This window comes from Archaeoglobus sulfaticallidus PM70-1 (genome assembly GCF_000385565.1).
GTDB classification, from domain to species: domain Archaea; phylum Halobacteriota; class Archaeoglobi; order Archaeoglobales; family Archaeoglobaceae; genus Archaeoglobus_A; species Archaeoglobus_A sulfaticallidus.
Genome location: NC_021169.1, coordinates 1,810,672 through 1,831,529, shown reverse-complemented (window position 1 = coordinate 1,831,529; position 20,858 = coordinate 1,810,672). Strand labels below are relative to the sequence as shown.

Genomic DNA, 20,858 nt, shown 5'->3' with positions numbered 1-20,858 from the left:
ATGAAAGTAAGAAGCCCTCTTGAGGTTTACAAGTTCCTCCCCCAGACCAACTGTGGTGAGTGTGGATTCGACACATGCATGAGCTTCGCAGCACACATCATCGACAGAAGCGTTAAGCCTGAAAACTGCCCTCCGCTGATAAGAGATGCCGAGAAGGATGCGAAGATTAAGAAGAAGCTTGAACAGCTCCAGGCACTAACCTCTCCGGAGATAGCAGAGGTTGTGATTGGTGTAGGGGATTCAGCGGTTAAGATTGGTGGGGAGGATGTCATTCACAGGCACGAGATGACATACTTCAACCCGACAGCGTTCTTCTATGATGTCTGGGACACGATGAGCGAGAAAGATTTGGAGGAGAAATGCAGAAAGGTCGTGGAGTTCAGGAAGTTTTATGTCGGTAAGTTTCTGACACTGGATGGAATTGCGGTAAGGTGCACATCCAACAATCCTGACACCTATAAGAGCGTTGTTGAGAAAGTTGCTAGCTATGGAAAGCCAATGGTGCTTGTGGCATTAAACCCAGACTGCATGAGGGCAGCACTTGAATCGGTTGCAGACAAAAGACCGCTAATCTATGCCGCAACGGAGTCCAACTGGAAGGAATTTCTGAAGCTTGCCCTAGAGTTCAATGTTCCTGTTGCGATAAGGGCAAAGGATCTTGACACGCTTAAGAGCCTTGCAGTAACGTTCAAGGAGGCAGGGGTGAAGGATATAGTTCTGGATCCCGTTACGGAACCACTGGGAGAGGGGCTGAAGGGGACATTCGAGAGAGTTGTCAACCTCAGGAGGACTGCGATACTCGGAGAGGACAAGGACATAGCATTTCCGATAATGGTCACACCAATCTCTGCTTGGCTCATAGAGGGTGATGAGGTCGAGAAGGCATACTGGGAGACTGTGCTTGGCAGCATGTTCATAGTCAAGTATGCAGACATCATGATCTTCAGGAGCCTCGAGCCATACTCGGTTATACCAACAGTCACACTCAGGTTCAACATCTACACAGACCCGAGAACACCCGTTCAGGTGGATCCGGGACTGAGGGAGATCAACAACCCAACCCCAGACTCTCCTGTGTTCATAACCACGAACTTCGCATTAACCTACTACACTGTTGAGAGCGATCTGACCAGTGCGGGCATAAGCTGCTACCTGCTCGTTCTGAACACCGAGGGTCTTGGAGTGGAGGTCAGTGTTGCTGGAGGTCAGTTTACAGCAGGCAAGGTTAAAGAGCTTATGGAGGAAACAAAGATAGCCGAGAAAGTTAATCACAAATATCTCGTCATTCCAGGACTTGCAGCAAGGCTGCAGGGTGCAATCGAGGACGAGACGGGCTGGACTGTTAAGGTAGGACCAATGGACTCCGGTAGGATAAAGGGTTGGCTCGAAACGAACTGGCCACCTAAATAATTTTTTCCTGTTTTTATTTAATGTGTTGAATGTTTTGAACCTACGGAAAATTTTATTGGTCGGCAGTGCAGACTGTATGTAGACAGTATTGTAATGGTTATCTTGCAAGCCGGGGTGGCAGAGAGGCACTGCGGTGGACTCGAGTCCGTGGTTGAAGATACCACGGAAGGGAGATCCACTGCCCGAAAGGGCACCTGGGTTCAAGTCCCAGCCCCGGCGTGCTTCCTTTTGGTTTAACGCTCTTATTGCCTGATATGTCTATAGAATCCAACATATCTGGAATTTGAATTATGTAAGGGTTTCGAGTAGTGCGGTTGTTCACTTCTTCATCATAGTGGTATAGCATGTATGTCTACTCTATATTTTACATTCAATCCTCTTTTTACTGGTCTACTGGTCTTATTACTGGTGCTGGTATGAAGTTACCTGCAGTATCTGGAGAGGATATGATCAAGCCCTGCACAGAGTTAGTTTCAGACTCGTGAGGCAGAAAGGAAGCCATATAGGTGGAAAAGAAGACTGAAGAAGGTCAATCGAGGTCACAGTTTTGAACCCAACGCAAAAGTGGGACACTGAGCTTTTTTGGGACATACACCGATTTACAAGAAACCATTAATAAAATTTCGTCTATGCTACCTTCTAATATCAACCCTCGGGTTATGGAGTAGCAGCTGAGAGCCACGATAACAATGGATATCGAGTTTACGGTCTGATTCTGATAGCAGTGATAATTTTCTTTCCCAAAGGGGCTGATGGGTTTGCAGGAAAGGCTGAGGAGTAAAGATTTGATATCATAGGTTAACGGAATCCCACACCAGAACCATGCAGTTCCCCTTCACAACAACCTCATTTCTCTCATTAATGAACTTCACCTCCACCCTGAGCCTGTTCCCGGGAAGTCTATCAACAACCACCGCTTTTCCCCTTACAGTATCTCCCACATACACAGGCCTGATGTACTGAAACTCCACACTCAAAAGAACAACTATCCCCGGAAGCATCTCCATCAGAGCTGATGCGAGGCTGGTTGTAAGCAGGCCGTGCACAACTCTTCCTCCAAACTTAGTCCTTTTAGCAATCTCTTCGCTGTGATGTATGACATTCCAGTCGCCGCTGATAAGGGAGAAAAGGAAGACATCGGCATAGGTAAGCCTTTTCTCAAATGTAACTTCAAGCCCTGGTGAAAGCGTTTTCTCTGTTTTCTGGCCAATTTTGAACTCTGCTATTTTTGAGTATAGATTTTTGATGATTTCAAGGATTAATTTTTCGTGCTTTTCTGGATCTATTTGCGATAGTACATCTGGTAATTTTTTGGAGATATGGTCATTTTTCATGTCTCTTCTAACAATTTTTTTGGTTTAAAATTAGTATTGTTTACGGTAATACGATGCTGTCAGGATAACTACCTCCAATAGTTGTAGAACGCTATAGAACTCCCCAGCCAGCTCTAAACAGGATGAATGAACTTCCGAAGTAATTTAAAAAATTTAAAGTATTATTTAACATCTGGCTTTTTATCTTGCCAAGGACTCACATCCTGAAACGCCTTGGAAACTCTAAGCACACCAGCATCGTCGAACCTTCTGCCAACAACCTGCATTCCTACTGGCAATCCATCCTTTGTAAAACCTGCAGGCATAGATGCGGCAGGCTGACCGGTGAAGTTGAAGGGGTACGTGAAGGCCATCCATCCGAGTGGTGTAACCGCTTCACCAGCAATCTCAGACACGCCAACATTCCCGAGCTGGAAAGGTGGAACGGCAGTGGTTGGGGTTATCAGGAAGTCGTAGTTGCTGAATATCTGCCTCAGACCCTTCCACAACTCTTCCTTCCTTGCTTCCACACCTACGTACTCTCTGTAGGTTAACGAGCCCACGAGTTCCATGAACGGGAGAAGAAGCGGATAGGCGATTTGCTTCCATTCTTCAAACTTATCCCCCATGAACGTGGCAACCTCCAGCACGATCTTTGTTACCAGCTCTGATTCAAGGCGTGGAACACTGACTTCAACCTCCTCCACCTCTGCTCCGGCTTTTTCAAGCTTGAAGGCAGCATTTCTAACAATTTCCTCAACCTCTGGGTCTACAGTTGCATAGCCCAAATTGGGGGAGAAAGCAATCCTTACACCCTCTATGCCCTCATCAATAACATTGCTGTAGCTCACATTCTCGTCAGGAAGGGAGTATTTGTCCCTGTCATCTCTCCCGGCTATAATGTCCATGAGAAGGGCAGTATCCTCAACACACCTTGTAAGAACACCTTCGGAGTTCAGACCCACGAATATTGGAAGGGATGGATAGCACGGCACCCTTCCAAAGCTTGGTTTTAGACCATATAGCCCGCAAAAGGCTGAAGGAATCCTTATGCTACCTCCTCCATCATTTCCGGTTGCAACAGGAATCATACCTGTTGCCACAGCAGCAGCACTACCGCCACTGGAACCTCCAGGAGTTCTGCTCATATCCCACGGGTTCTTTGTCTCTCCAAAAAGTGTGTTGTCTGTTATCGGTAGAAGAGCCAATTCCGGTATGTTTGTTTTCCCGATTACTATTGCTCCAGCCCTTTTCAGCCTTTCCACGATCACTGCATCCCCTTCTGGCACATAATTCTCGTAAAGCTTCGAGCCGTAAGTTGTCCTGATTCCTTTTGTGTCCACATTGTCTTTAACGGCAACGGGCAGCCCATATAGTGGCTTGTCATCTTTACTCGCCTTCTCAAGCTCTTTTGCTTCCCTGACTGCATTCTCGTTAATAGTGACAAATGCATTTATATCCTGGTTCAGTTCTTTTATCCTCTCCAGAAAAGCTTCGACAACCTCGACAGGCTTTAATTCCTCACTCTTAATTCTCTCAAGGAGTTCTACAGCGCTCAACCACCAGAGTTGCATAAAATCAGAGGAAATATCATAATATTTAAAGATTATGATAATCATTTATCCATGTAATTGTCCAGATAATTTGTAAACAACTCAAACCACTCAGAGATTTGCAATCTATTCACTTATAAGCTTCGCTTTCTGAATCATGCTTGGGAAGCTCCTAAAGGGCTTTTGATTCTCGGAAACTCTAGGGGGTTGTGATGACTGTTTTAGGATACTAAATTCGAGGGTGTACAGAGACATCATAACCTCCCTGCACACCACATTGGATGGCGTTAGATTTCACCACGAATATCTATCTACAAGTTCTCCATTTGAATTGTAGAGATAGCGGTATCGTGGTCATTGCTCCAGACTGGTTTGCCTGAGTTCAAGAAGAGGTCGGTTGAGTCGTCAGATTCACTGTCAGTACGTTTATGGCGGAAGAGTCTTTAAAAGAAATTAAGGTTGCAATTGAGCTATACATCGAAACTGCTAAGATTTTGATCGCTTCTCTTACAACCTCGCTCCTGCTCTTGTATTTCCCGCTTTTCACTTTGCTTTCGATAATAATTACAGAATCTTTGTTGGCTCATTAGGTCTCGGCAACTTAATCACCAGAACTCTCAAAACCCCATTACTTTCGTTATACCAGCAATGTGGTATCTTTGCTGGGCTTTCTATGGCAACATCCTTCTCAACCAGCCTTTTTTCATCGCCAATCTCCACTATTCCGCTACCTTCAAGCACATAGAAAACAACATCCACTGGAGTGACATGTCTCTTAAGTCTCTCTCCCGGTTTTAGGGTTAGATGAATAATCTGTGCCTTTTCATCGTCATAGACAAGTTTAGCTTCGACATTGTGTGGGTTCTCCTTTGCCTCAATCTCTTTAATCTTAATTATTTTCATTTTCGGTCACCTATTTGCCTATCATCACCAGTTATCCACCCATCGCGGCACAGAACCCGCTCAAGATAACCACTGAGATCCCGATTATAGCATTCACGAATACAAGCATCATTGAGGCCTTCTCCTTTGATTTGATGCTCTGAGAGATCTGAGCATGAGGCATCTGACCTTGTATGCCTTGTGCAGCTTTTGGAGGTTTATTTTCTCCAACCCCTTTTATACCCTCTTTAGTCCCCCTTTCAGCTCTTTCAGCCTGCATCATTTTCTTTTTCTGCATTTTCTGCATCTGCATAATCTCTCTGTTCAGACTTCTCATGATCAGTCTTCTGACTATGACGATTCCAATCATCAATATTACCAGAATGTGCTTTATCGACAGGAGAGAAGAATATGTGTTCTCAAAGCTGAAGAACCCCTCAAAAGACTGAGAATGCCAAGCTTCTAGAATTCCTGTTACAATCAGGATCGGTATACTCACCATAACAAGCATTGAAAGCCTTTTTTGTACATCCATTAGCAGAGGTTTCAGCTCATTGCCTTGACCCATTTTTGCCTTAAACGCTGGAAATACAACGAAGGATAGCTGTATCAGACCACCGATCCAGATCGCTGTAGCGAGATCGTGAGTTCCTTTCACCAGACCATAAACAATTGGATTTGCCATATCATTAGATTGGTTACAATTCGGTAAATTCCTTCTCCCGAAGTTTTTCGGTGCTAAAGTGATTTTTGAAAGGATTTTGATATGAATCTATAAGCTATTGAGCCATTCAGCAAAATTCGGAAAAGATTAAGTAATTAACGCTGAACTAATCTCAATGGACAAGGCAAAGATTGTTGCTCTCGCAATAGTTGTTATCGGTATAGTTGTAGTAATGCTCACATCAAACAGCGAGGATAAGATCAGATGGAAGAGCTATGATGAAGCTTTGGAACTCTCCAAGAAAAATAACAAGTATGTATTCATATACTTCTACTCAGAAACATGCCCTTACTGCAAGCTTGCAGAAAAAGTCCTTAACGATGAAGAGGTTGCAAAGGAGATCGAGAACAGGTTTATACCCGTGAAAACAGATGAGTTGATGAGGTATTCGCATTTCTTTAAAGACCAGCAGAGAATAGGAACACCTTCTTTTCTGATTCTCGACAGTAACGGGAATGCAATCGATCTGAGGGTTGGATATATGGATAAAGAGACTTTTCTGAAATTTATCTCACAATATGGTTAAAGTTTCAGATTCTTATTTTTTATTTCAATAATCTATATTATTGTGCTATCAGGTAGGGTTTAAATATCGGAAATACCAAAATTTGAAACATGAAAGGATGGATAAGAGACCCTGGACTCACGATGAGAATGTTCCTCACAATGTTCCTGCTCGCGATAATATACCTAGCTTTCCTGACAGTGCTCTACATATATGGCGTGGGATACACAGGACTGATACTCTTTGCAGGAGTATTCCTATTTGCCCAGTACTACTTCTCCGATAAACTTGTCCTCTATTCAAGTGGTGCGAGAATCGTATCCGAACATGAAGCTCCCGAGCTTTACTCAATGGTCAGGGAGCTTTCGATGAATGCAAACCTGCCAATGCCTAAGGTTGCGATAGTTGACACACCTGTTCCAAACGCATTTGCTACGGGAAGAAATCCCAAAAATGCGGTGGTTGCCGTTACAACTGGACTGCTGAGAACCCTGAATTATGAAGAGATCAAGGCTGTTATTGGACATGAGCTGAGCCACATAAAGAACAGGGATGTTGCAGTCATGACGATAGCGAGCTTCCTCTCAACGGTTGCATGGTTCGTGATGAGGTGGGCAATGTTTGCGGGGATGTTTGGTGGCAGGAGGGAGAATGGAAGTGCGAACGCGATAATATTTGGAGTCTCGGTCTTGGTGTGGTTCATCAGCTTCCTGCTAATTAGAGCGCTGAGCAGATACAGAGAGTACTCTGCCGATCTCGGCAGTGCATACTTTACGAGAAACCCAAGAGCTCTGATTTCTGCACTGAAAAAGATCTCAGGCAAAATGGAGCTTGTCAGGGATGAATACAAGAAGGAAGTTGAGGGTCTGAATGCATTTTATATAATCCCTGCTCTGTCTTCTGAGTCAATCCTTTCGCTCTTCTCCACACATCCACCCGTAGAGAAGAGAATAGAGAGGCTCGAGAAGATCTCAAGAGAGCTTGGCCTCTACTGATTTTTTCTACTTTTGAGGTGTTTTGATGAAAAGAAAGATCAAAAGAGAATTCCTCAATTCTGTTGATCTCCCTCTGTTCGTTGAGCTTGGCGAGGGGCCAAGAAAGTACATATGGGATATCATCGATGAGTTAAACCTCTCAAGCGTTTACATCATAGCTGGAAGGACATCCTACGAAGTTGCTGGAAGAAAGATTGCTGAAAGGATAAACGAGTTCATAACGGGCACGCACTTTGTGAAAGAGGGCGGAATGGATGAGGTTAAAAAGCTCACGGTCGATCTGGTGTATCACGACATCGACTGCGTTATGGGTATTGGTGGTGGAAAGGTTCTGGATGTAGCGAAGGTGTTCTCATCTGAGTTGAATGTTCCGTTTATAAGCGTTCCGACGGTTGCATCCCATGATGGCATAGCATCACCGATTGCGAGCTTCAAGGAAGATGGGAAGCCAGTTTCTGTAACTGCAAAACCACCAACAGCGGTTATAGCTGACCTCATCATTTTAAAGCACAGTCCAATAAGGTTGTTGAAAAGCGGGTATGGCGATCTGATCTCAAACACGGTTGCCGTTAAGGACTGGCATCTCTCAAAAGAGGTTACTGGAGAAGATTACAACGAGATTTCCGCAAGCATGGCTGCTCTTCCGGCAAAGCTGATGCTCGATTCCGCTGAAAAGCTCGACTTCAGGAATTTAGCTCACTTAGAGATGCTCGTTAGGGGTCTAATTCTGAGCGGGGTAGCGATCTCGATTGCTGGAAGCAGCAGACCGGCAAGCGGTTCAGAACACAGGTTCAGCCACGCTCTCGACTATCTGGGCTACAGCAACGCAACCCATGGAGAGAAGGTTGCTCTGGGCTCGATCATAATGGAATACCTGCATGAAAAGCACTACGGAAATGGAGACTGGGAGAGAATCCGCTTCTCTCTCGAGCGGATACAGGCACCAACCACGGCAAAGGAGGTTGGCTTAACAAAGGAGCAGATTCTTGAAGCTCTCATGCTAGCCAAAAAAATTAGGAGGAAGAGGTATTCGATACTTGAAGATGTGAATCCAGACAAGGAGGATTTTGAGGTAGTCCTCACAAAAACTGGAATAGTTTAGCTCTTCTCTGAATGTTTTATTTCTATCTCCACCACATCCCCAACCTTCAGATCCATTTCGTTGTATTCTGTGTAGTCTATCGTTATTATGGCATCGTACTCCATAACTTCTTCCATCGCTTTCAGATATGCTGTGCTGACCTGCTTTCCTAGCTCTATGATCTTCATCGGATCGGAGAGGATGTTTTCTGGCATAACGGTTGCGGATTTAACCTCCTTTTTCATCCAGACTCTCACGAAATCGTCATCTTTAAGCTCGATTTTGACTATCCTGAACTTCATAACCTAACATCTCCGTGAGTGTAAAAAACCTATCGACCACAAATGTTTTTTCTTGAGGTGAGTAATATGTTTGATGTTCAGCAGTCCTGAGGCATGGAGGGAGTTCTTCGAGACATATTATCAGAAAGAGCTGAACACTCTTGCAGACAAAATCCTGACGGATGGCAGGAAAGAGAAGTCGATTTATGTTAATTTCCTCAAGGATCTGTTCATATTCTATGAGGGCAGGATTGCCGAGGAACTTCTGGAATATCCTGATACGGTTCTGGAGCATGCATCCAAAGGCCTTGAGCTCTCGTACAACATACACGATGTCAGGCTGGAGAACTGCAAGGCTAGGATAGTAAACCTCCCTCAGACGAGGAGAATCCTCATCAGGGATTTGAGGAGCGAGCATGTTTCCAAGTTTGTTGCTGTTGAGGGAATTGTGAGGAAGGTTACCGAAGTCAGACCCAAAATCGTGAAGGCATCATTTATATGCCTTTCATGTGGGAATGAAGTTTTTGTTGTTCAAGATGATAATCAACTCAAGCAGCCTTATGAATGCAAAACCTGCAACACGAGGGGAAGGTTCGTTTTCAATCCTGATAATTCCATCAAGGTTGATAGTCAGAGGATAAAGATTCAGGAATATCCCGAAAATCTGAGGGGTGGAGAGCAGCCTCAAACGATTGATGTTTTTCTTGAGGGAGATTTAACCGGGAAAATCAATCCCGGAGACAGAGTTGTCATAAACGGGATAGTTAGGGCCAGAACAAGAGGTTACGGAAGCAGAAAAACACCCTACATGGACATATTCATTGAGGGAAATTCAATTGAGGTACTCCAGCAGGAATACGAGGAGTTTGAGATAACTCAGGAGGATATCGAGAAGATTATGGAACTCAGCGAGGACCCTGATCTGTATAAAAAGATAACCGATTCTGTAGCTCCTGTAATTTACGGCTATGACAAGATAAAGCTCGCAATAGCTCTACAGCTTTTTGGAGGGGTACCCAAGAAGCTCCCAGACGGCACTGAAATCAGAGGGGATATTCACATACTCCTCGTTGGAGATCCGGGTGTTGCCAAGAGTCAGATGCTGAGGTATGTTCACAGAATAGCTCCCAGAAGTGTTTACACTACTGGGAAGGGAACGACTTCTGCTGGATTGACAGCGACGGCTACCAGAGATGAGGTGGATGGGAGATGGACGCTTGAAGCCGGAGCGCTGGTTCTTGCAGATAAAGGTATAGCCCTTGTGGATGAGATCGACAAGATGAGGGCCGAGGACAGATCAGCACTGCATGAGGCGATGGAGCAGCAGACGATAAGTGTGGCAAAGGCTGGAATAAATGCGATGCTGAGATCGAGATGTGCCTTGCTTGGTGCAGCGAATCCGAAGTACGGCAGATTCGACCTCTACTCTCCTCTGGTTGAGCAGATCGATCTGTCTCCAACCCTTCTCTCCAGATTCGATCTGATATTCATAATGACGGATCAGCCGAATCCTGATCATGATAGGAGGCTTGCAGAGCACATCCTGAAAACCCACCAGATCGGTGAGAAGCTCGAGATGATGAAGCACCTATCAATTGAAGCTGCTGAATACAGGAATGAATACAAAAACATAGAGCCAAAGATAGATCCCCAGCTGCTCAGAAAGTACATAGCCTATGCCAAAAGGACTGTTTTCCCAGTGCTGACGAAAGATGCGATGGACAGGATAATCGAGTACTATGTGAACCTGAGAAATTCATCGAAGGAATCATCTGTTACCATAACCGCAAGGCAGCTTGAGGCACTCATAAGGCTGGCTGAAGCTTCAGCAAGGCTAAGACTGTCAGATGAGGTTACGGTTGAGGATGTGAACAGGGTTATTGATGTAGTTGAAGCAAGCCTGAAGCAGATAGCCACAAATCCCGAGACTGGAGAGATAGACATAGATTACGGGCTGACGGGAACGTCCAAAACTCAGAGAGACAGGATTCTGACGATCAAAAAGATCGTCGAGGAGCTTGAGAAACTCGACGATTACAGGAAGGGTGTGCCTGAGGATGAGATCATAAAGAGGGCTGTTGAAAAAGGAATAGATGAAATGAGGGCAAAGGATGTACTGCATAAGCTGAGGGAGAAGGGAGAACTTTACTCTCCAAGGCCCAACTTGTACAGAATCGTTCATTATACTTAGTTCGGTTAAAACCTTCAAGCACCTCAAAAAGTATTTCTATCATTCTGTCCTCCCGCCATTCATGGAGAAAGTCAGGGGCGTATCATTTGACGAAGTCAGTCTATCGAAGATACTCGATGAGATGTACTATTCAGCCTTTAATGCGAGGAGACTAGCTATTGCAGCAAAAATTTTCAGGAAGATGGTTGAGGAGGATTACTTCGTTTTCTTAACGCTGTCAGGAGCTATGATCCCGGCTGGGATGAGAAATGTCATATCTGGGATGATGAAAAATGGATTCATCAACTGTTTGGTGACAACTGGAGCGAACATCGTTCACGAGCTTGTTGAGGCTCTTGGCATAGGCCATGAGATCGGGAGGGAAGATGTTGATGATGTCGAGCTTGCGAGCAAAAACATAAACAGAATTTACGATGTTTTTGTTGTACAAAATGCGTTTGAAGAGGTTGAGAACTTCATATCCCCGATAATATCTGATTTGGAGGGAGCCTATTCAACTCCTGAGTTTTTGAGAGTTGTTGGAGAAAAAATTGAGGACAGGAACTCATTTCTGAGGGTTGCTTACGAGAAGGGTATTCCCGTATTCAGCCCCACCCTGCATGATTCTATAGTTGGCCTTCATCTGAGCATATACAGAAAAAAGGGCTTTTACATCGACTTCATGAAGGACATAAACCAAATCCTCGACCTCTGTTTCCAGAAGAGAAAGATCGGTGTTGTCATTGTGGGTGGTGGAGTGCCGAAAAACTTCACACTTCAGGCGATGCTGCTTGCAGATGGTTTCGATTCGGCAATTCAGATAACCACGGATTCTCCACAGTGGGGTGGACTGAGTGGAGCAACGCTCAGCGAAGCTAAAAGCTGGTGCAAGCTCAAAGAAAATGCTGAGGAGGTTACGGTTTACTGCGATGCGACAATAGCCCTCCCGCTACTGTATGCCTATCTCCTGGAGCATGAGTAATTTTATGAATGAGTAATTTTATTAACCACCTGTATTAGGAGGTTTGTGGGCAGTAGCAAGCTTGGTGGAGACCACACAACGATAATCGGCGGGAGAAGGGGAAGGAAGATAGTAGCGAAAATATCTACTTCTGAGAAGGTAAAGAGGATCGTTCCGGGTATAATCAAGGTTGGGATGTCTTCTGGAGGAGGATTCAGAGCGAAGTTTTTGAGGCCAGATGAGAGGGGAAATCTGAGGCTTTTGCTCAGGGAAGGCTCAACGGTTCAGGAAATTTTCATCGTAACAACAGCCAAGAATTTCAAGGAGGGAAGTGATATTATCAAAGAGCTTGAGAGGATAATAGGAGACTTTAAATGAAAATAGAACACCTTTTAATGCTGATAACTGCTGTACTGGCTGTCTCGTCAGCCTCGATATTCGTGGTTCTTGCTAACGCTCCCGGAATGGTTGTAGCTTTCTGGAGGCTCGTTATATCCATCCCGCTGTTCATAATCCTGAACAGATCTTTCAGGCTGCCAGAGAACAGGATGGAGGTTATCATACCGGCTGTATCGGGATTCGCATTGGGCATTCACTTCTCTTCTTGGATGGAGTCGCTTTTTTACGCATCGGTTGCCGTTAGCACCACTATCGTATGTACACATTCTCTATTTTCTGGAATCTTTTCGTCCATGTTTGGAGAGATGCCAAGAATGAATCAGATTACTGGTGTGATTGTTGCTTTAGCTGGAGTTTACCTTCTGAGCGGTGCTGATCCTTCTTCGAGCATTGAGGGAATAATTCTAGCTTTGATAGGTGCGGTATTCGGCGGGCTGTATTTCGCTACTGGACGGTATGCGAGAGATAAGGTGGATTTTGGAACATACATCGTTTTCACATATCTATTTGCGGCAATAGTGGCTCTTTTTATTGCTGTACTTAGTGGATCTCCGCTCACAGGATACAGCCTCAATACATGGATGTTCTTTGCACTGCTGGCTGTGATACCGATGCTCTTAGGGCATACATTGCTGAACTATCTGCTGAGGCACATGGAGGTTTTGCCGGTAACATCAAGCGTTATCGGAGAGGCTATGGGATCTGCGATACTCGCCTACATAGTCCTCAATCAGACCCTTCAGGTAATGGCCTGGGTTTACATTCTGCTCATACTTGCCGGAATTGCAATAGCTCTGAAGGATTGATTGTGTGCGGAGCTTATCGGTGAAAATTAAAGCACTCCCATCTCACTCAACCTTTCCGGCAGATAGACATCAGTAACATAATCCAGCCCATACTTCGCGAGAGCCTGCTGCTCTGACTTTTTCATCAACTCAAGCTGTAGCTTCACCTCGCTCTTCCAGAACTCTGTGTCGAACCTCGGATCTGACAGAATTGAATTGAGGGCTTTGATATCCTCCTCGTTTAGCTTATCAGATGGAAGGTTGTACTTCACGATATCGCTTGGCCTTATTCCCACAAATTGGGCAGAGGGTGTTGCGAGGTATTCTGACAGGTGGGCTGACTTTATCGATCCATAGGCAACGCTCGCAAAAATTCTGTAGCTCCACGGATCGCCATCCGTGAAAACAACAACCGGTAAATTAAGCTCCGTGTTCAACCTTTTCAACAACCTTCTCGTGCTTCTTGCCGGCTGGCCTTTCAGGTGGACTATTATCGCATCAAACTTCTCATCAAATCCATTCTCTATCAGTCTGTCCCTCATACCTCCGGTCTCTATCGCTATGACGAACTTTGCATCATGTTCCAGAAACTCTATCTTGTCCACATTAACTGGGATCTGATACCCACCTTCACCAACATCATCCTGACAGTGTATCTCCCTGTAACCTCTCCTCGTCTCCTCTCTGATCTTTATTGGGCCGACAACTGTTGCACCATCTTCTTCAGGCCTTATATGGAAGTGCTCTCGCTGGAATGAGGTTATTATCTCTAGATCTTCTATCAGCCTGTCGCTCTCCGGCTGCTCGTTGAACTTTGCAATATCCCAGTTTTCCGAGATATAGTAAAGCTCTCTGAGTGTTGAGGACTTGTTGGTTTTTAGCTGCTCTTTCAGGAATCCAATAACATAAGCCATCTTCAATAGCTGAAACGCTCCCTTTACAGATTTCGCACTCCTGACACTCTTCCTGCTTCCATAAACCCAAACTCCGCTGTCTTCGCTGAACTCGATGTTGTGCTTGGTTCTCGTGGCAATCTGGATCTCGGGTATCTTTCCATTTTTCATCTGCTCATAAATCGATTCGGGAATTTTGAGAAGACTTCTCAAACACTCACGTTCAATTTCGTTCAAAACGATCACCTGCCGGTGTTTTATTCATCAGAAACTCATAACCTCCCCACCGCTGAGTATCTCCTGATCTAATCCCTCAACATATGGTTTCCTGTTGATTATCCTGCCGTTTAGCGAATAGCTCAGTGTTATGCTCTCTCCTGGGTTAAGGCTTACATCCCATAGAATAGTTTTCGTATCCCCGGCAGTCGATATTTTTCCATCATCACATTCAATCTTTCCAGAACAGATCTCGATCACCTTAAACGCTTTCTTGGCAGAAGAGTAGTTGAAAATGCCTATCTCCACATTTCCATCCTTTATCGTTCTCTCAATGTATACATTACCCATAATCTTCGCAACAACCCTGTTAACATCTATTTCATCTCTCTCTAGGACTTCACAGACCTTTTTCGCGAGCAGAGGCAAGATCTTATTCAGAACAACCTCCTTACTCTTCTTCTTTTTCAGTTTCTCCTTTCTCTCGATATGCTCTTTGAGCTTTCTGCCAGCTTCTTGCAGGGCAAGTCTGATCTCATCGTAGATTTCCGGAATGCTGGCAATCGCCTCCTTTGACTCTGAGGTGTACGGAATGTTGGTTGATGCCACATGGATCAGTATAACCGCTGGAGCAATCGGAAGCTCGTTTCTTGATTGAGTAAGCCCATAGTTCTTCCAGTTTATGCTCTCTACGGCCTTTGTGAGGGCACATCCTCCCTGAGCATAGACTAGTGGTATCTTGTTAGCAAACCTGAGCAGCTTAACTTTGTCATCTCCTCTAAGCTCCCCACCATATCCTATTCCAACCTCAACAAGAAATGGATTTCCCGAGTAAACCTTGGGCTTTCTTGTTATAGCATGGGCCCATTCAACACCATATCTTGATATCAGGCTGTTCATTATATTCTTCTCTCCTATTGGAGACAAGCAGTCAGTGGGTGGCGGGAGGAACTCTGTATCGGAGAATGCAGAGTACAGCCTGGCTATCTCCTCCCTTGTCAGCTCTCTTGGATCCCGATTTGGATCTAAACCCGCTTTCGCAATAACCTCTTCAGCCTTCTTATCGCCCACCCTCACAAACTCGGTTTTCATGAAATTCTTGAGCGTGCTGGCTTTTGTTGTCCTGAGCATCCACATCAGCTTCCCAAACTCTATTCCGTGAGGGTGGGGGAGGATCTCTTTTGGAGGTTTAGGGATCTCATCTATAAGCCTGTTAAACTCGAAAATCTCTCCGTCTGGATCGACAAAGGTTATCTTTGCATGGGGGTTTACAACTGAAGTTTCGGATAGATATTCTAAAACGCTTTGCTTTCTTTCCTTGACATATGCTCCTTCTAATTCAAGTTCGATCCTGGTCCCTCTTGGGTAGTACCATTCAATCTCCTCCTCTGCTACGATTTCCGGCTGGTTTTTCTTTGTATCGATGAACAGCTTGAGCCTTATTGCCTTGCTTTTCGGATTTGTTTTTGAGGTTATCACTGCTGGCTTTCCGGTTGTTAGCTGTGCGTACAGCACAGCACCCGATATCCCTATACCCTGCTGTCCTCTGCTCTGCCTTATCGAGTGAAACCTCGATCCGTAAAGGAGCTTTCCGAAGATCTTTGGTATCTGCTCCTTGACAATTCCCGGGCCATTATCTTCAATAACAACCCTGTAAATGCTTTTCTCAACTTTGCTGATCTTGACGAGAATATCCGGAAGTATCCCTGCATCCTCGCACGCATCAAGGCTGTTATCGACAGCCTCCTTGACGCATGTTATCAGGCTCTTTGCCGGATTGGAATACCCAAGTATATGCTTGTTTTTCTCGAAGAACTCAGCTATGCTGATTTCCTTCTGCCTTTTGGCAAACTCCTCAGCATTCATGGTTATATTTCTGCACCAACAACTGTTTGTGTCTTTGTAACACCTTCGATAGCCCTTATGTTGTCAACTGTATTGTTTAGTATCGAGAGGCTTTCAGCCTCTATTATAACAACAAAATCGAACTCACCGAAGACATGGTATATATCTCTGACATTCTTCATCTCCTTTATTTCGTTGTAAACGGTCTTCTCCTTCCCGGGCAGAACATTTACCATTGTAACGCCAATTACCATGTTTCTAGTTTAACTGCAAAGAATTATAATTTTTCGTTGGGTTGATGAAGTAATATCGCATGTTTATTAATTAGCAACCAGTATCAAAAACTATCAGATTTTTATTTGATAAGGATGAAATGGGCTAACTTTTTTAACAATAATATTTACCATGCGAAAAGCTTATAAGTATAAGGCTATTATTTTCATCAGGTGATTCAGATGAAAATTGAGAAAGTATCGAAGGAAAGCGGAGTCTGCAAGTGCAACGCATCTTGCTAAAATCTTTTTTATTTTTAATTTTGGAGGGATTTGTGTGGCAGAAGTAACAAAGAGAGAGATGATTGATGGTGTGTGTAAAGTCTGTGATTTTTATAAGGAAAACGATGAACAGCTTGAATGCGGGGCATTCAAGATCATAAAGATCTTAGTTGAAGAAGGGAAGTTGAGAATGGAGGATATATACTTTGCAAGGGAAAGGCTTGGTTCTCAGAGATAGGATACTGCTCAGGAATTTTGAGAAGCCCGTTGTTTACAACGCAAAAACCGATGAGCTATATGAACTCGACGAAGAGGCATTCGAGTTTCTCAGACAGTGCGATGGTGGGAAAGAGGCCAAAGATTCTGAGTTTGTGAGATACTGCATTGAGAATGGAATTCTGGAATTTAGTGATGAGAAAAGGCCGGTTCATGTACCAAGCAAGTCCTTAAGGCCTTCTCTTCGCCACATGCTTGTACATGTTACGCTCAGATGCAATCTCAACTGCAGACACTGCTATCTTCCAAAGAAGCAAACGAACATGGATTACAGAACATTCAACACGCTCATCGAAGAGTTCTCCGAAGCTGGCGGGATAAAGCTCATGCTGTCAGGGGGTGAGCCTCTTCTCCATCCAGAGATTTACTCTTTCCTTGATGTACTGGAAAGCTACGATTTCAGGAAAGTTCTGATAACCAACGGCACACTTATTGATGAGAAGAATGCTGGCAAGATTGAGGTCGATGAGGTTCAGATAAGCATCGATGGGATCAAATCTCACGATTTTATCAGGGGAAAGGGAACATTCGAGAAGGCCATGAGGGCTTTAAAACTCCTCATAGATTATGGCGTTGATGTAAGCGTTGCTACAATGGTTCACAGGTATAATATTGACGAGTTCGACGAGATGGAAAAGCTGTTCAAAGGAACAATTAAATCGTGGATGGTGGACTATCCATCTCTTGAGGGAAACCTCAGGTTCAATGAAGATATTCTTGTTGAGGTTGATATGGCAGTTAAGATCATGTCCAGATATGGATTTGGAGATTTTTCCCATAGAGTTGCCGGATACACCTGCGGGGCTCACATGTGTGCATCGGATCCAGAAGGAAATATCTCCCGCTGTGGTTTCTTTGAATCAGTCGGAAATATAAGAGATGGTCTTGCAAATTGCTGGAGAAAGCTCACAGATAAGTGCCTCTGGAGTATAGATGAGATAGAGGTTTGCAGGGATTGTGGTCATAGGATGGAATGTTCAGGAGGGTGCAGGTTCAGGGCAAAAACTCTTTTTGGGGGGATAAAGAAGCCGGACAGAATTATGTGTGGGTTGTATGGCCGAGTATAACTCAGCTTTCTGAAGGATTTAAACTCAAAAAATGATTTTTGTCCCTTCTAAATTACCGGACATAACTTTTGGGCTGAAAATTCAGAAAATGAATCCTGCTTGCTGGCTGTAAATTGGTGCAATTGTAAAATCTGAACGATCAGCAAAATATAAATCCAATACCCATGCAGACATAAAAAATGATTGGTACGATCATAAACTCGGTAACCATAGTAGTTGCGAGCTTATTTGGAATGTTCATCGGATCAAGGCTGAATCCCAAACTCAAAGAATCCCTGATGAGAGTTTTGGGATTAGTTGTAGTGGTTATCGGTCTCAAAATGGCTCTTTTAACCGATGAGGTGGTTATACTTGTAGGGAGCATACTGCTCGGAACTGCCATAGGAGAGGTTATTGGAATAGAAAGCAAACTTGAGAGCTTTGGAAGATCTGTCGAAAGGAGGTTTGAGGGTTCGAAGTTTGCCGAAGGTTTTGTTTCTACAACACTGCTTTATTGTGTTGGCTCGATGGCAGTTGTTGGCTCAATTCAGGAAGGCCTTACAGGAGACTATTCTTTGCTGCTAACAAAATCACTCCTCGACGGTTTTGCATCCATTGCCTTAGCCTCCACCCTCGGCATAGGTGTCATGTTCTCCTCGATTTCCGTACTGGTATATCAGGGATCCCTCACGCTGCTCGCAGGACATATCTCTGCTTTGATGACTGAGAAAATCATTGCCGAGATCACGGCCACAGGCGGTGTTTTGATCGTTGCTATTGGCTTAAGACTAATGGAACTGATAGATCTAAAACCCGGAAACATGCTGCCATCTCTCCTTATAAACCCGATAATTCTGTTTCTGATTTAGTAATGGTTACAATCACACACTCAACTTAAGTTGGTCGATATCAAAATAGTTAAATTGGCCCTTTTCAAAGATTATTCGCAGACTTCAATACTGAATCGTGTGGTAGTCGGTAAGAGGCCATCAGAACCACAACGCATACAACCAAAACCAAAATATACTTTTCATTTAAAAATGAACAAACATGTATCCATACCCAATAGAGGTGCTTTCAGATACCTATGTCAGCAAGCTTGGCGGTTTTTCCGAGATCTTGAGCAAGAGGGAGCTTGGTATAAATGCCGAGGCTGTGCTGAGAAACACATCCATTATACTCGGCGAGACAAAAGCGAGGCTGAAGTTTATGGACTCGAGAAATCCGCCATTTTTCCTGAGAAAGGAGTTCAGTATTGTTGGTATTACAGAAGCCGAGAGCCCGAATGGAGAGGTTGTTCTATCAGACAGGCTCGAGGAGGAGTTTAGAGATTATCTGATGGAGGATGTCGTAATCAACACGATTGAGAGCTTCAGGTTGAGAGATGATTACTCCGCAATAATGAAGAGGATAAAGGAATATCTGCAATTTAATGAAGATTGAAACTGAGAAAAAAATAAACCAGAAAAATGAAGCCTCGAATAAGGGACCCAAATGAGAAGGAGCTAAAGACGATTAGAAAGGCACTGGGTGCTTTCGGAAAAAAGGATTTTCTTGCTGATAAGAGAATACTCATTGCTGAGTACAAGAACAAAAAAGAGGTTTATTTTCTATCTCCTGAACTTCACGATTTTTTGAAAGAGGGTCTCAGGAATGGCAACCTCAAAAGCATCGTTTGTGCGGGAATAAAGCTTGGAGAGGTTGGGAAGAGATTCAGGCTAACACTAGAGGGAGCTTACTATCTGTCCAGCAAGAAAAAAAGGGTTTATGTAAACGAAAGAGGTGAGATGCTCTTCTTGTATGGTAGAGACATTTTTTCGGAGTCTGTTGTTAAGGTTAGCGAGAGCATAAAGGAAAACGACATAGTTTTTGTCTGTAACAAGCATGGAGATGTTCTGGGTATAGGAAAAAGCAGATATGATGGCAGGATAATGCGGAGCGTTGAAAAAGACAGGGTGGTTGTGGAGAACTTGGTCGATAGGGGAGAATACCTCAGAAAGGAAAAATTGTATAATGCTTATTAACCAGTCTCAAGCGTCATCAGATCCCTGACACTCCTGTTGAAGGCGACCTCTCCAATGGACTTTATGTTCTTCATTATTTCCTTTAGGGTTTCCAGACTCATCCTGTAGTTTATCTCCTGATTCTCTGATATCAGCCTCACTATTTCCACGATGAGCTTTTCGGTCTCTTTGATCACCTTCTCAGAGGTTGTGAGGTCTGATTCACTGTAAGCTTTGAGAACTTCAGAAAAGATCGTTTTGACATCTGTCAGCAGCTTGATCAAAACCTCTTCTTTATCCTCTATGTTCTTAACATAATCAGAAAACTCTCTGAGTGAGTCTGCTATCTCTTCGATTAGTTTGGTAACAGTCCTTGCACCGAGAATCATCCGCAGTTCATTCCATTTCACGGTGATGGAAAGCTCTTTGACCTTCCTGTGCTGTTCCCTCAATGCCAGAAAGTAAAGCCTGTCCAAATCCGATTCGAAGTACTTTATCTCGTTAAGCGTTGTCGCATCCTTCACCTTCAATCCATCTATGATACCATCTATCATCGCATCGATTATCTGGTACATCCTCTTAAGCACCCCGCTGAAATCGAAATCTGGAGTGTTCATGCATCTGAGAACTATCTTTCCATCCTTGGCGTGGATGATCTCCATTCCGATCATCGTCCTCACAACATCGCTGATTTTAGTCAGAATCCTGGGATTGATGTTTTTATCCTCGATGACTATTTCATCCAGCCCCTGAATGTATACTGCATAAATGAACCTTCTCAGGAAGTCCGTATCGTACTGCTTTAACCCCTTTATCTGTCCCTTGACAACCTTGCTCGACTCCGATATTTTCTTTGGTAGGATGATGATGCACTCGTCCTCCACGTTGAGAACTAACTCGTCTCCCTGTTCGAGGTCGTTACTCCTTATCCAGTTTTTTGGTAGGCTCACCATATAGCTGGAGCCGCCTATGAACTGTAGTCTCCTTACATTCATATCTGTTTGTATGGGTATAGTGGTATTTTAA

At 44.1% G+C, this 20,858-nt stretch carries 23 protein-coding genes and 1 tRNA gene; 14 read left to right on the top strand and 10 right to left on the bottom strand.

What is annotated here, in order from left to right:
- Both acsC and ASULF_RS09845 read left to right on the top strand, forming a co-directional pair.
- Positions 1-1,410, top strand: a complete 1,410-nt coding sequence (gene acsC / locus ASULF_RS09850) for an acetyl-CoA decarbonylase/synthase complex subunit gamma (protein WP_015591584.1) — start codon at positions 1-3, stop codon at positions 1,408-1,410.
- Positions 1,411-1,518: 108 nt separating this feature from the next.
- Positions 1,519-1,629 (top strand) — tRNA-Ser (locus tag ASULF_RS09845).
- A 572-nt stretch (positions 1,630-2,201) separates the two neighbouring features.
- Here the strand turns inward: ASULF_RS09845 and ASULF_RS09840 are convergent.
- The 5 genes from ASULF_RS09840 to ASULF_RS09825 all read right to left on the bottom strand — a co-directional run bounded on the left by ASULF_RS09840 (position 2,202) and on the right by ASULF_RS09825 (position 5,843).
- Positions 2,202-2,744 carry a MaoC family dehydratase gene (locus tag ASULF_RS09840; RefSeq protein ID WP_015591583.1) on the bottom strand — a complete coding sequence of 181 codons (543 nt, stop codon included), beginning with the start codon at positions 2,742-2,744 and terminating at the stop codon, positions 2,202-2,204.
- A gap of 161 nt (positions 2,745-2,905) precedes the next feature.
- Positions 2,906-4,297 carry an amidase gene (locus ASULF_RS09835; RefSeq protein WP_015591582.1) on the bottom strand — a complete coding sequence of 464 codons (1,392 nt, stop codon included), beginning with the start codon at positions 4,295-4,297 and terminating at the stop codon, positions 2,906-2,908.
- A 361-nt stretch (positions 4,298-4,658) separates the two neighbouring features.
- The gene (locus ASULF_RS12450) at positions 4,659-4,823 is read right to left on the bottom strand and encodes a hypothetical protein (RefSeq protein ID WP_169336406.1); all 165 of its coding nucleotides are present in this window, start codon (positions 4,821-4,823) and stop codon (positions 4,659-4,661) included.
- A gap of 17 nt (positions 4,824-4,840) precedes the next feature.
- Positions 4,841-5,179: a cupin domain-containing protein gene (locus tag ASULF_RS09830; protein ID WP_015591581.1), complete on the bottom strand. Its 339-nt coding sequence runs from the start codon at positions 5,177-5,179 to the stop codon at positions 4,841-4,843.
- A 31-nt stretch (positions 5,180-5,210) separates the two neighbouring features.
- Complete coding sequence (locus ASULF_RS09825; RefSeq protein ID WP_015591580.1) at positions 5,211-5,843, bottom strand: CopD family protein; 633 nt, start codon at positions 5,841-5,843, stop codon at positions 5,211-5,213.
- 154 nt (positions 5,844-5,997) lie between these two features.
- On the opposite strand from ASULF_RS09825, the gene ASULF_RS11440 reads away from it, so the two are divergent.
- The 3 genes from ASULF_RS11440 (at position 5,998) to ASULF_RS09810 (ending at position 8,484) form a co-directional block, all read left to right on the top strand.
- Positions 5,998-6,408 (top strand): thioredoxin family protein, encoded by a 411-nt coding sequence (locus tag ASULF_RS11440; protein WP_015591579.1) that lies wholly within the window; start codon positions 5,998-6,000, stop codon positions 6,406-6,408.
- 89 nt (positions 6,409-6,497) lie between these two features.
- A complete protein-coding gene (gene htpX, locus ASULF_RS09815; protein WP_015591578.1) occupies positions 6,498-7,382 on the top strand; it encodes a zinc metalloprotease HtpX in 885 nt (294 codons plus the stop codon).
- Positions 7,383-7,407: 25 nt separating this feature from the next.
- Positions 7,408-8,484 carry a sn-glycerol-1-phosphate dehydrogenase gene (locus ASULF_RS09810; protein ID WP_015591577.1) on the top strand — a complete coding sequence of 359 codons (1,077 nt, stop codon included), beginning with the start codon at positions 7,408-7,410 and terminating at the stop codon, positions 8,482-8,484.
- On the opposite strand, the gene ASULF_RS09805 is transcribed toward ASULF_RS09810, so the two are convergent.
- Positions 8,481-8,765 carry a hypothetical protein gene (locus ASULF_RS09805; protein ID WP_015591576.1) on the bottom strand — a complete coding sequence of 95 codons (285 nt, stop codon included), beginning with the start codon at positions 8,763-8,765 and terminating at the stop codon, positions 8,481-8,483. The genes ASULF_RS09810 and ASULF_RS09805 overlap by 4 nt on opposite strands.
- 73 nt (positions 8,766-8,838) lie before the next feature.
- On the opposite strand from ASULF_RS09805, the gene ASULF_RS09800 reads away from it, so the two are divergent.
- The 4 genes from ASULF_RS09800 (at position 8,839) to ASULF_RS09785 (ending at position 13,080) form a co-directional block, all read left to right on the top strand.
- Positions 8,839-10,935: a minichromosome maintenance protein MCM gene (locus ASULF_RS09800; RefSeq protein ID WP_048098218.1), complete on the top strand. Its 2,097-nt coding sequence runs from the start codon at positions 8,839-8,841 to the stop codon at positions 10,933-10,935.
- A gap of 61 nt (positions 10,936-10,996) precedes the next feature.
- Entirely contained in the window at positions 10,997-11,896 is a 900-nt protein-coding gene (locus tag ASULF_RS09795; RefSeq protein WP_015591574.1) for a deoxyhypusine synthase, read from the top strand.
- A gap of 45 nt (positions 11,897-11,941) precedes the next feature.
- On the top strand, positions 11,942-12,253 hold the full coding sequence (locus ASULF_RS09790) for a DUF2103 domain-containing protein (RefSeq protein ID WP_015591573.1): 312 nt from the start codon (positions 11,942-11,944) through the stop codon (positions 12,251-12,253).
- The gene (locus ASULF_RS09785; RefSeq protein WP_015591572.1) at positions 12,250-13,080 is read left to right on the top strand and encodes a DMT family transporter; all 831 of its coding nucleotides are present in this window, start codon (positions 12,250-12,252) and stop codon (positions 13,078-13,080) included. The genes ASULF_RS09790 and ASULF_RS09785 overlap by 4 nt, the downstream gene beginning before the upstream one ends.
- 26 nt (positions 13,081-13,106) lie before the next feature.
- On the opposite strand, the gene ASULF_RS09780 is transcribed toward ASULF_RS09785, so the two are convergent.
- From ASULF_RS09780 to ASULF_RS09770, 3 genes are read right to left on the bottom strand one after another with little or no spacing between them, the layout of a single operon-like run.
- Complete coding sequence (locus tag ASULF_RS09780; RefSeq protein ID WP_015591571.1) at positions 13,107-14,189, bottom strand: DNA topoisomerase IV subunit A; 1,083 nt, start codon at positions 14,187-14,189, stop codon at positions 13,107-13,109.
- 27 nt (positions 14,190-14,216) lie between these two features.
- A complete protein-coding gene (locus tag ASULF_RS09775) occupies positions 14,217-16,034 on the bottom strand; it encodes a DNA topoisomerase VI subunit B (protein WP_015591570.1) in 1,818 nt (605 codons plus the stop codon).
- 2 nt (positions 16,035-16,036) lie between these two features.
- Positions 16,037-16,267, bottom strand: a complete 231-nt coding sequence (locus ASULF_RS09770) for an Lrp/AsnC ligand binding domain-containing protein (RefSeq protein ID WP_015591569.1) — start codon at positions 16,265-16,267, stop codon at positions 16,037-16,039.
- Between the two features lie 295 nt (positions 16,268-16,562).
- On the opposite strand from ASULF_RS09770, the gene ASULF_RS09765 reads away from it, so the two are divergent.
- From ASULF_RS09765 to ASULF_RS09745, 5 genes are all read left to right on the top strand, one after another.
- A complete protein-coding gene (locus tag ASULF_RS09765) occupies positions 16,563-16,745 on the top strand; it encodes a hypothetical protein (protein ID WP_015591568.1) in 183 nt (60 codons plus the stop codon).
- Positions 16,729-17,850, top strand: a complete 1,122-nt coding sequence (locus tag ASULF_RS09760; RefSeq protein ID WP_048098215.1) for a radical SAM/SPASM domain-containing protein — start codon at positions 16,729-16,731, stop codon at positions 17,848-17,850. The genes ASULF_RS09765 and ASULF_RS09760 overlap by 17 nt, the downstream gene beginning before the upstream one ends.
- Positions 17,851-18,029: 179 nt before the next feature.
- On the top strand, positions 18,030-18,698 hold the full coding sequence (locus ASULF_RS09755; protein WP_015591566.1) for a DUF554 domain-containing protein: 669 nt from the start codon (positions 18,030-18,032) through the stop codon (positions 18,696-18,698).
- A 181-nt stretch (positions 18,699-18,879) separates the two neighbouring features.
- Positions 18,880-19,272 carry a hypothetical protein gene (locus ASULF_RS09750; RefSeq protein WP_015591565.1) on the top strand — a complete coding sequence of 131 codons (393 nt, stop codon included), beginning with the start codon at positions 18,880-18,882 and terminating at the stop codon, positions 19,270-19,272.
- Between the two features lie 26 nt (positions 19,273-19,298).
- On the top strand, positions 19,299-19,853 hold the full coding sequence (locus ASULF_RS09745) for a PUA domain-containing protein (RefSeq protein WP_015591564.1): 555 nt from the start codon (positions 19,299-19,301) through the stop codon (positions 19,851-19,853).
- Here ASULF_RS09745 and ASULF_RS09740 read toward each other — a convergent pair.
- The gene (locus tag ASULF_RS09740) at positions 19,850-20,827 is read right to left on the bottom strand and encodes a phosphate signaling complex PhoU family protein (protein WP_015591563.1); all 978 of its coding nucleotides are present in this window, start codon (positions 20,825-20,827) and stop codon (positions 19,850-19,852) included. The genes ASULF_RS09745 and ASULF_RS09740 overlap by 4 nt on opposite strands.
- Between the last annotated feature and the right edge of the window lie 31 nt (positions 20,828-20,858).

What these genes read in the sequence shown, in the direction of transcription:
- ASULF_RS09785 (WP_015591572.1), top strand. Translation starts at nt 12,250, where the DNA reads ATGAAAATAGAACACCTTTTAATGCTGATAACTGCTGTACTGGCTGTC.
- ASULF_RS09810 (WP_015591577.1), top strand. Translation starts at nt 7,408, where the DNA reads ATGAAAAGAAAGATCAAAAGAGAATTCCTCAATTCTGTTGATCTCCCT.
- ASULF_RS09800 (WP_048098218.1), top strand. Translation starts at nt 8,839, where the DNA reads ATGTTCAGCAGTCCTGAGGCATGGAGGGAGTTCTTCGAGACATATTAT.
- ASULF_RS09805 (WP_015591576.1), bottom strand. Translation starts at nt 8,765, where the DNA reads ATGAAGTTCAGGATAGTCAAAATCGAGCTTAAAGATGACGATTTCGTG.
- ASULF_RS09750 (WP_015591565.1), top strand. Translation starts at nt 18,880, where the DNA reads ATGTATCCATACCCAATAGAGGTGCTTTCAGATACCTATGTCAGCAAG.
- ASULF_RS11440 (WP_015591579.1), top strand. Translation starts at nt 5,998, where the DNA reads ATGGACAAGGCAAAGATTGTTGCTCTCGCAATAGTTGTTATCGGTATA.
- htpX (WP_015591578.1), top strand. Translation starts at nt 6,498, where the DNA reads ATGAAAGGATGGATAAGAGACCCTGGACTCACGATGAGAATGTTCCTC.
- ASULF_RS09795 (WP_015591574.1), top strand. Translation starts at nt 10,997, where the DNA reads ATGGAGAAAGTCAGGGGCGTATCATTTGACGAAGTCAGTCTATCGAAG.
- ASULF_RS09745 (WP_015591564.1), top strand. Translation starts at nt 19,299, where the DNA reads ATGAAGCCTCGAATAAGGGACCCAAATGAGAAGGAGCTAAAGACGATT.
- ASULF_RS09825 (WP_015591580.1), bottom strand. Translation starts at nt 5,843, where the DNA reads ATGGCAAATCCAATTGTTTATGGTCTGGTGAAAGGAACTCACGATCTC.
- ASULF_RS09835 (WP_015591582.1), bottom strand. Translation starts at nt 4,297, where the DNA reads ATGCAACTCTGGTGGTTGAGCGCTGTAGAACTCCTTGAGAGAATTAAG.
- acsC (WP_015591584.1), top strand. Translation starts at nt 1, where the DNA reads ATGAAAGTAAGAAGCCCTCTTGAGGTTTACAAGTTCCTCCCCCAGACC.
- ASULF_RS09775 (WP_015591570.1), bottom strand. Translation starts at nt 16,034, where the DNA reads ATGAATGCTGAGGAGTTTGCCAAAAGGCAGAAGGAAATCAGCATAGCT.
- ASULF_RS09830 (WP_015591581.1), bottom strand. Translation starts at nt 5,179, where the DNA reads ATGAAAATAATTAAGATTAAAGAGATTGAGGCAAAGGAGAACCCACAC.
- ASULF_RS09770 (WP_015591569.1), bottom strand. Translation starts at nt 16,267, where the DNA reads ATGGTAATTGGCGTTACAATGGTAAATGTTCTGCCCGGGAAGGAGAAG.
- ASULF_RS09740 (WP_015591563.1), bottom strand. Translation starts at nt 20,827, where the DNA reads ATGAATGTAAGGAGACTACAGTTCATAGGCGGCTCCAGCTATATGGTG.
- ASULF_RS09755 (WP_015591566.1), top strand. Translation starts at nt 18,030, where the DNA reads ATGATTGGTACGATCATAAACTCGGTAACCATAGTAGTTGCGAGCTTA.
- ASULF_RS09840 (WP_015591583.1), bottom strand. Translation starts at nt 2,744, where the DNA reads ATGAAAAATGACCATATCTCCAAAAAATTACCAGATGTACTATCGCAA.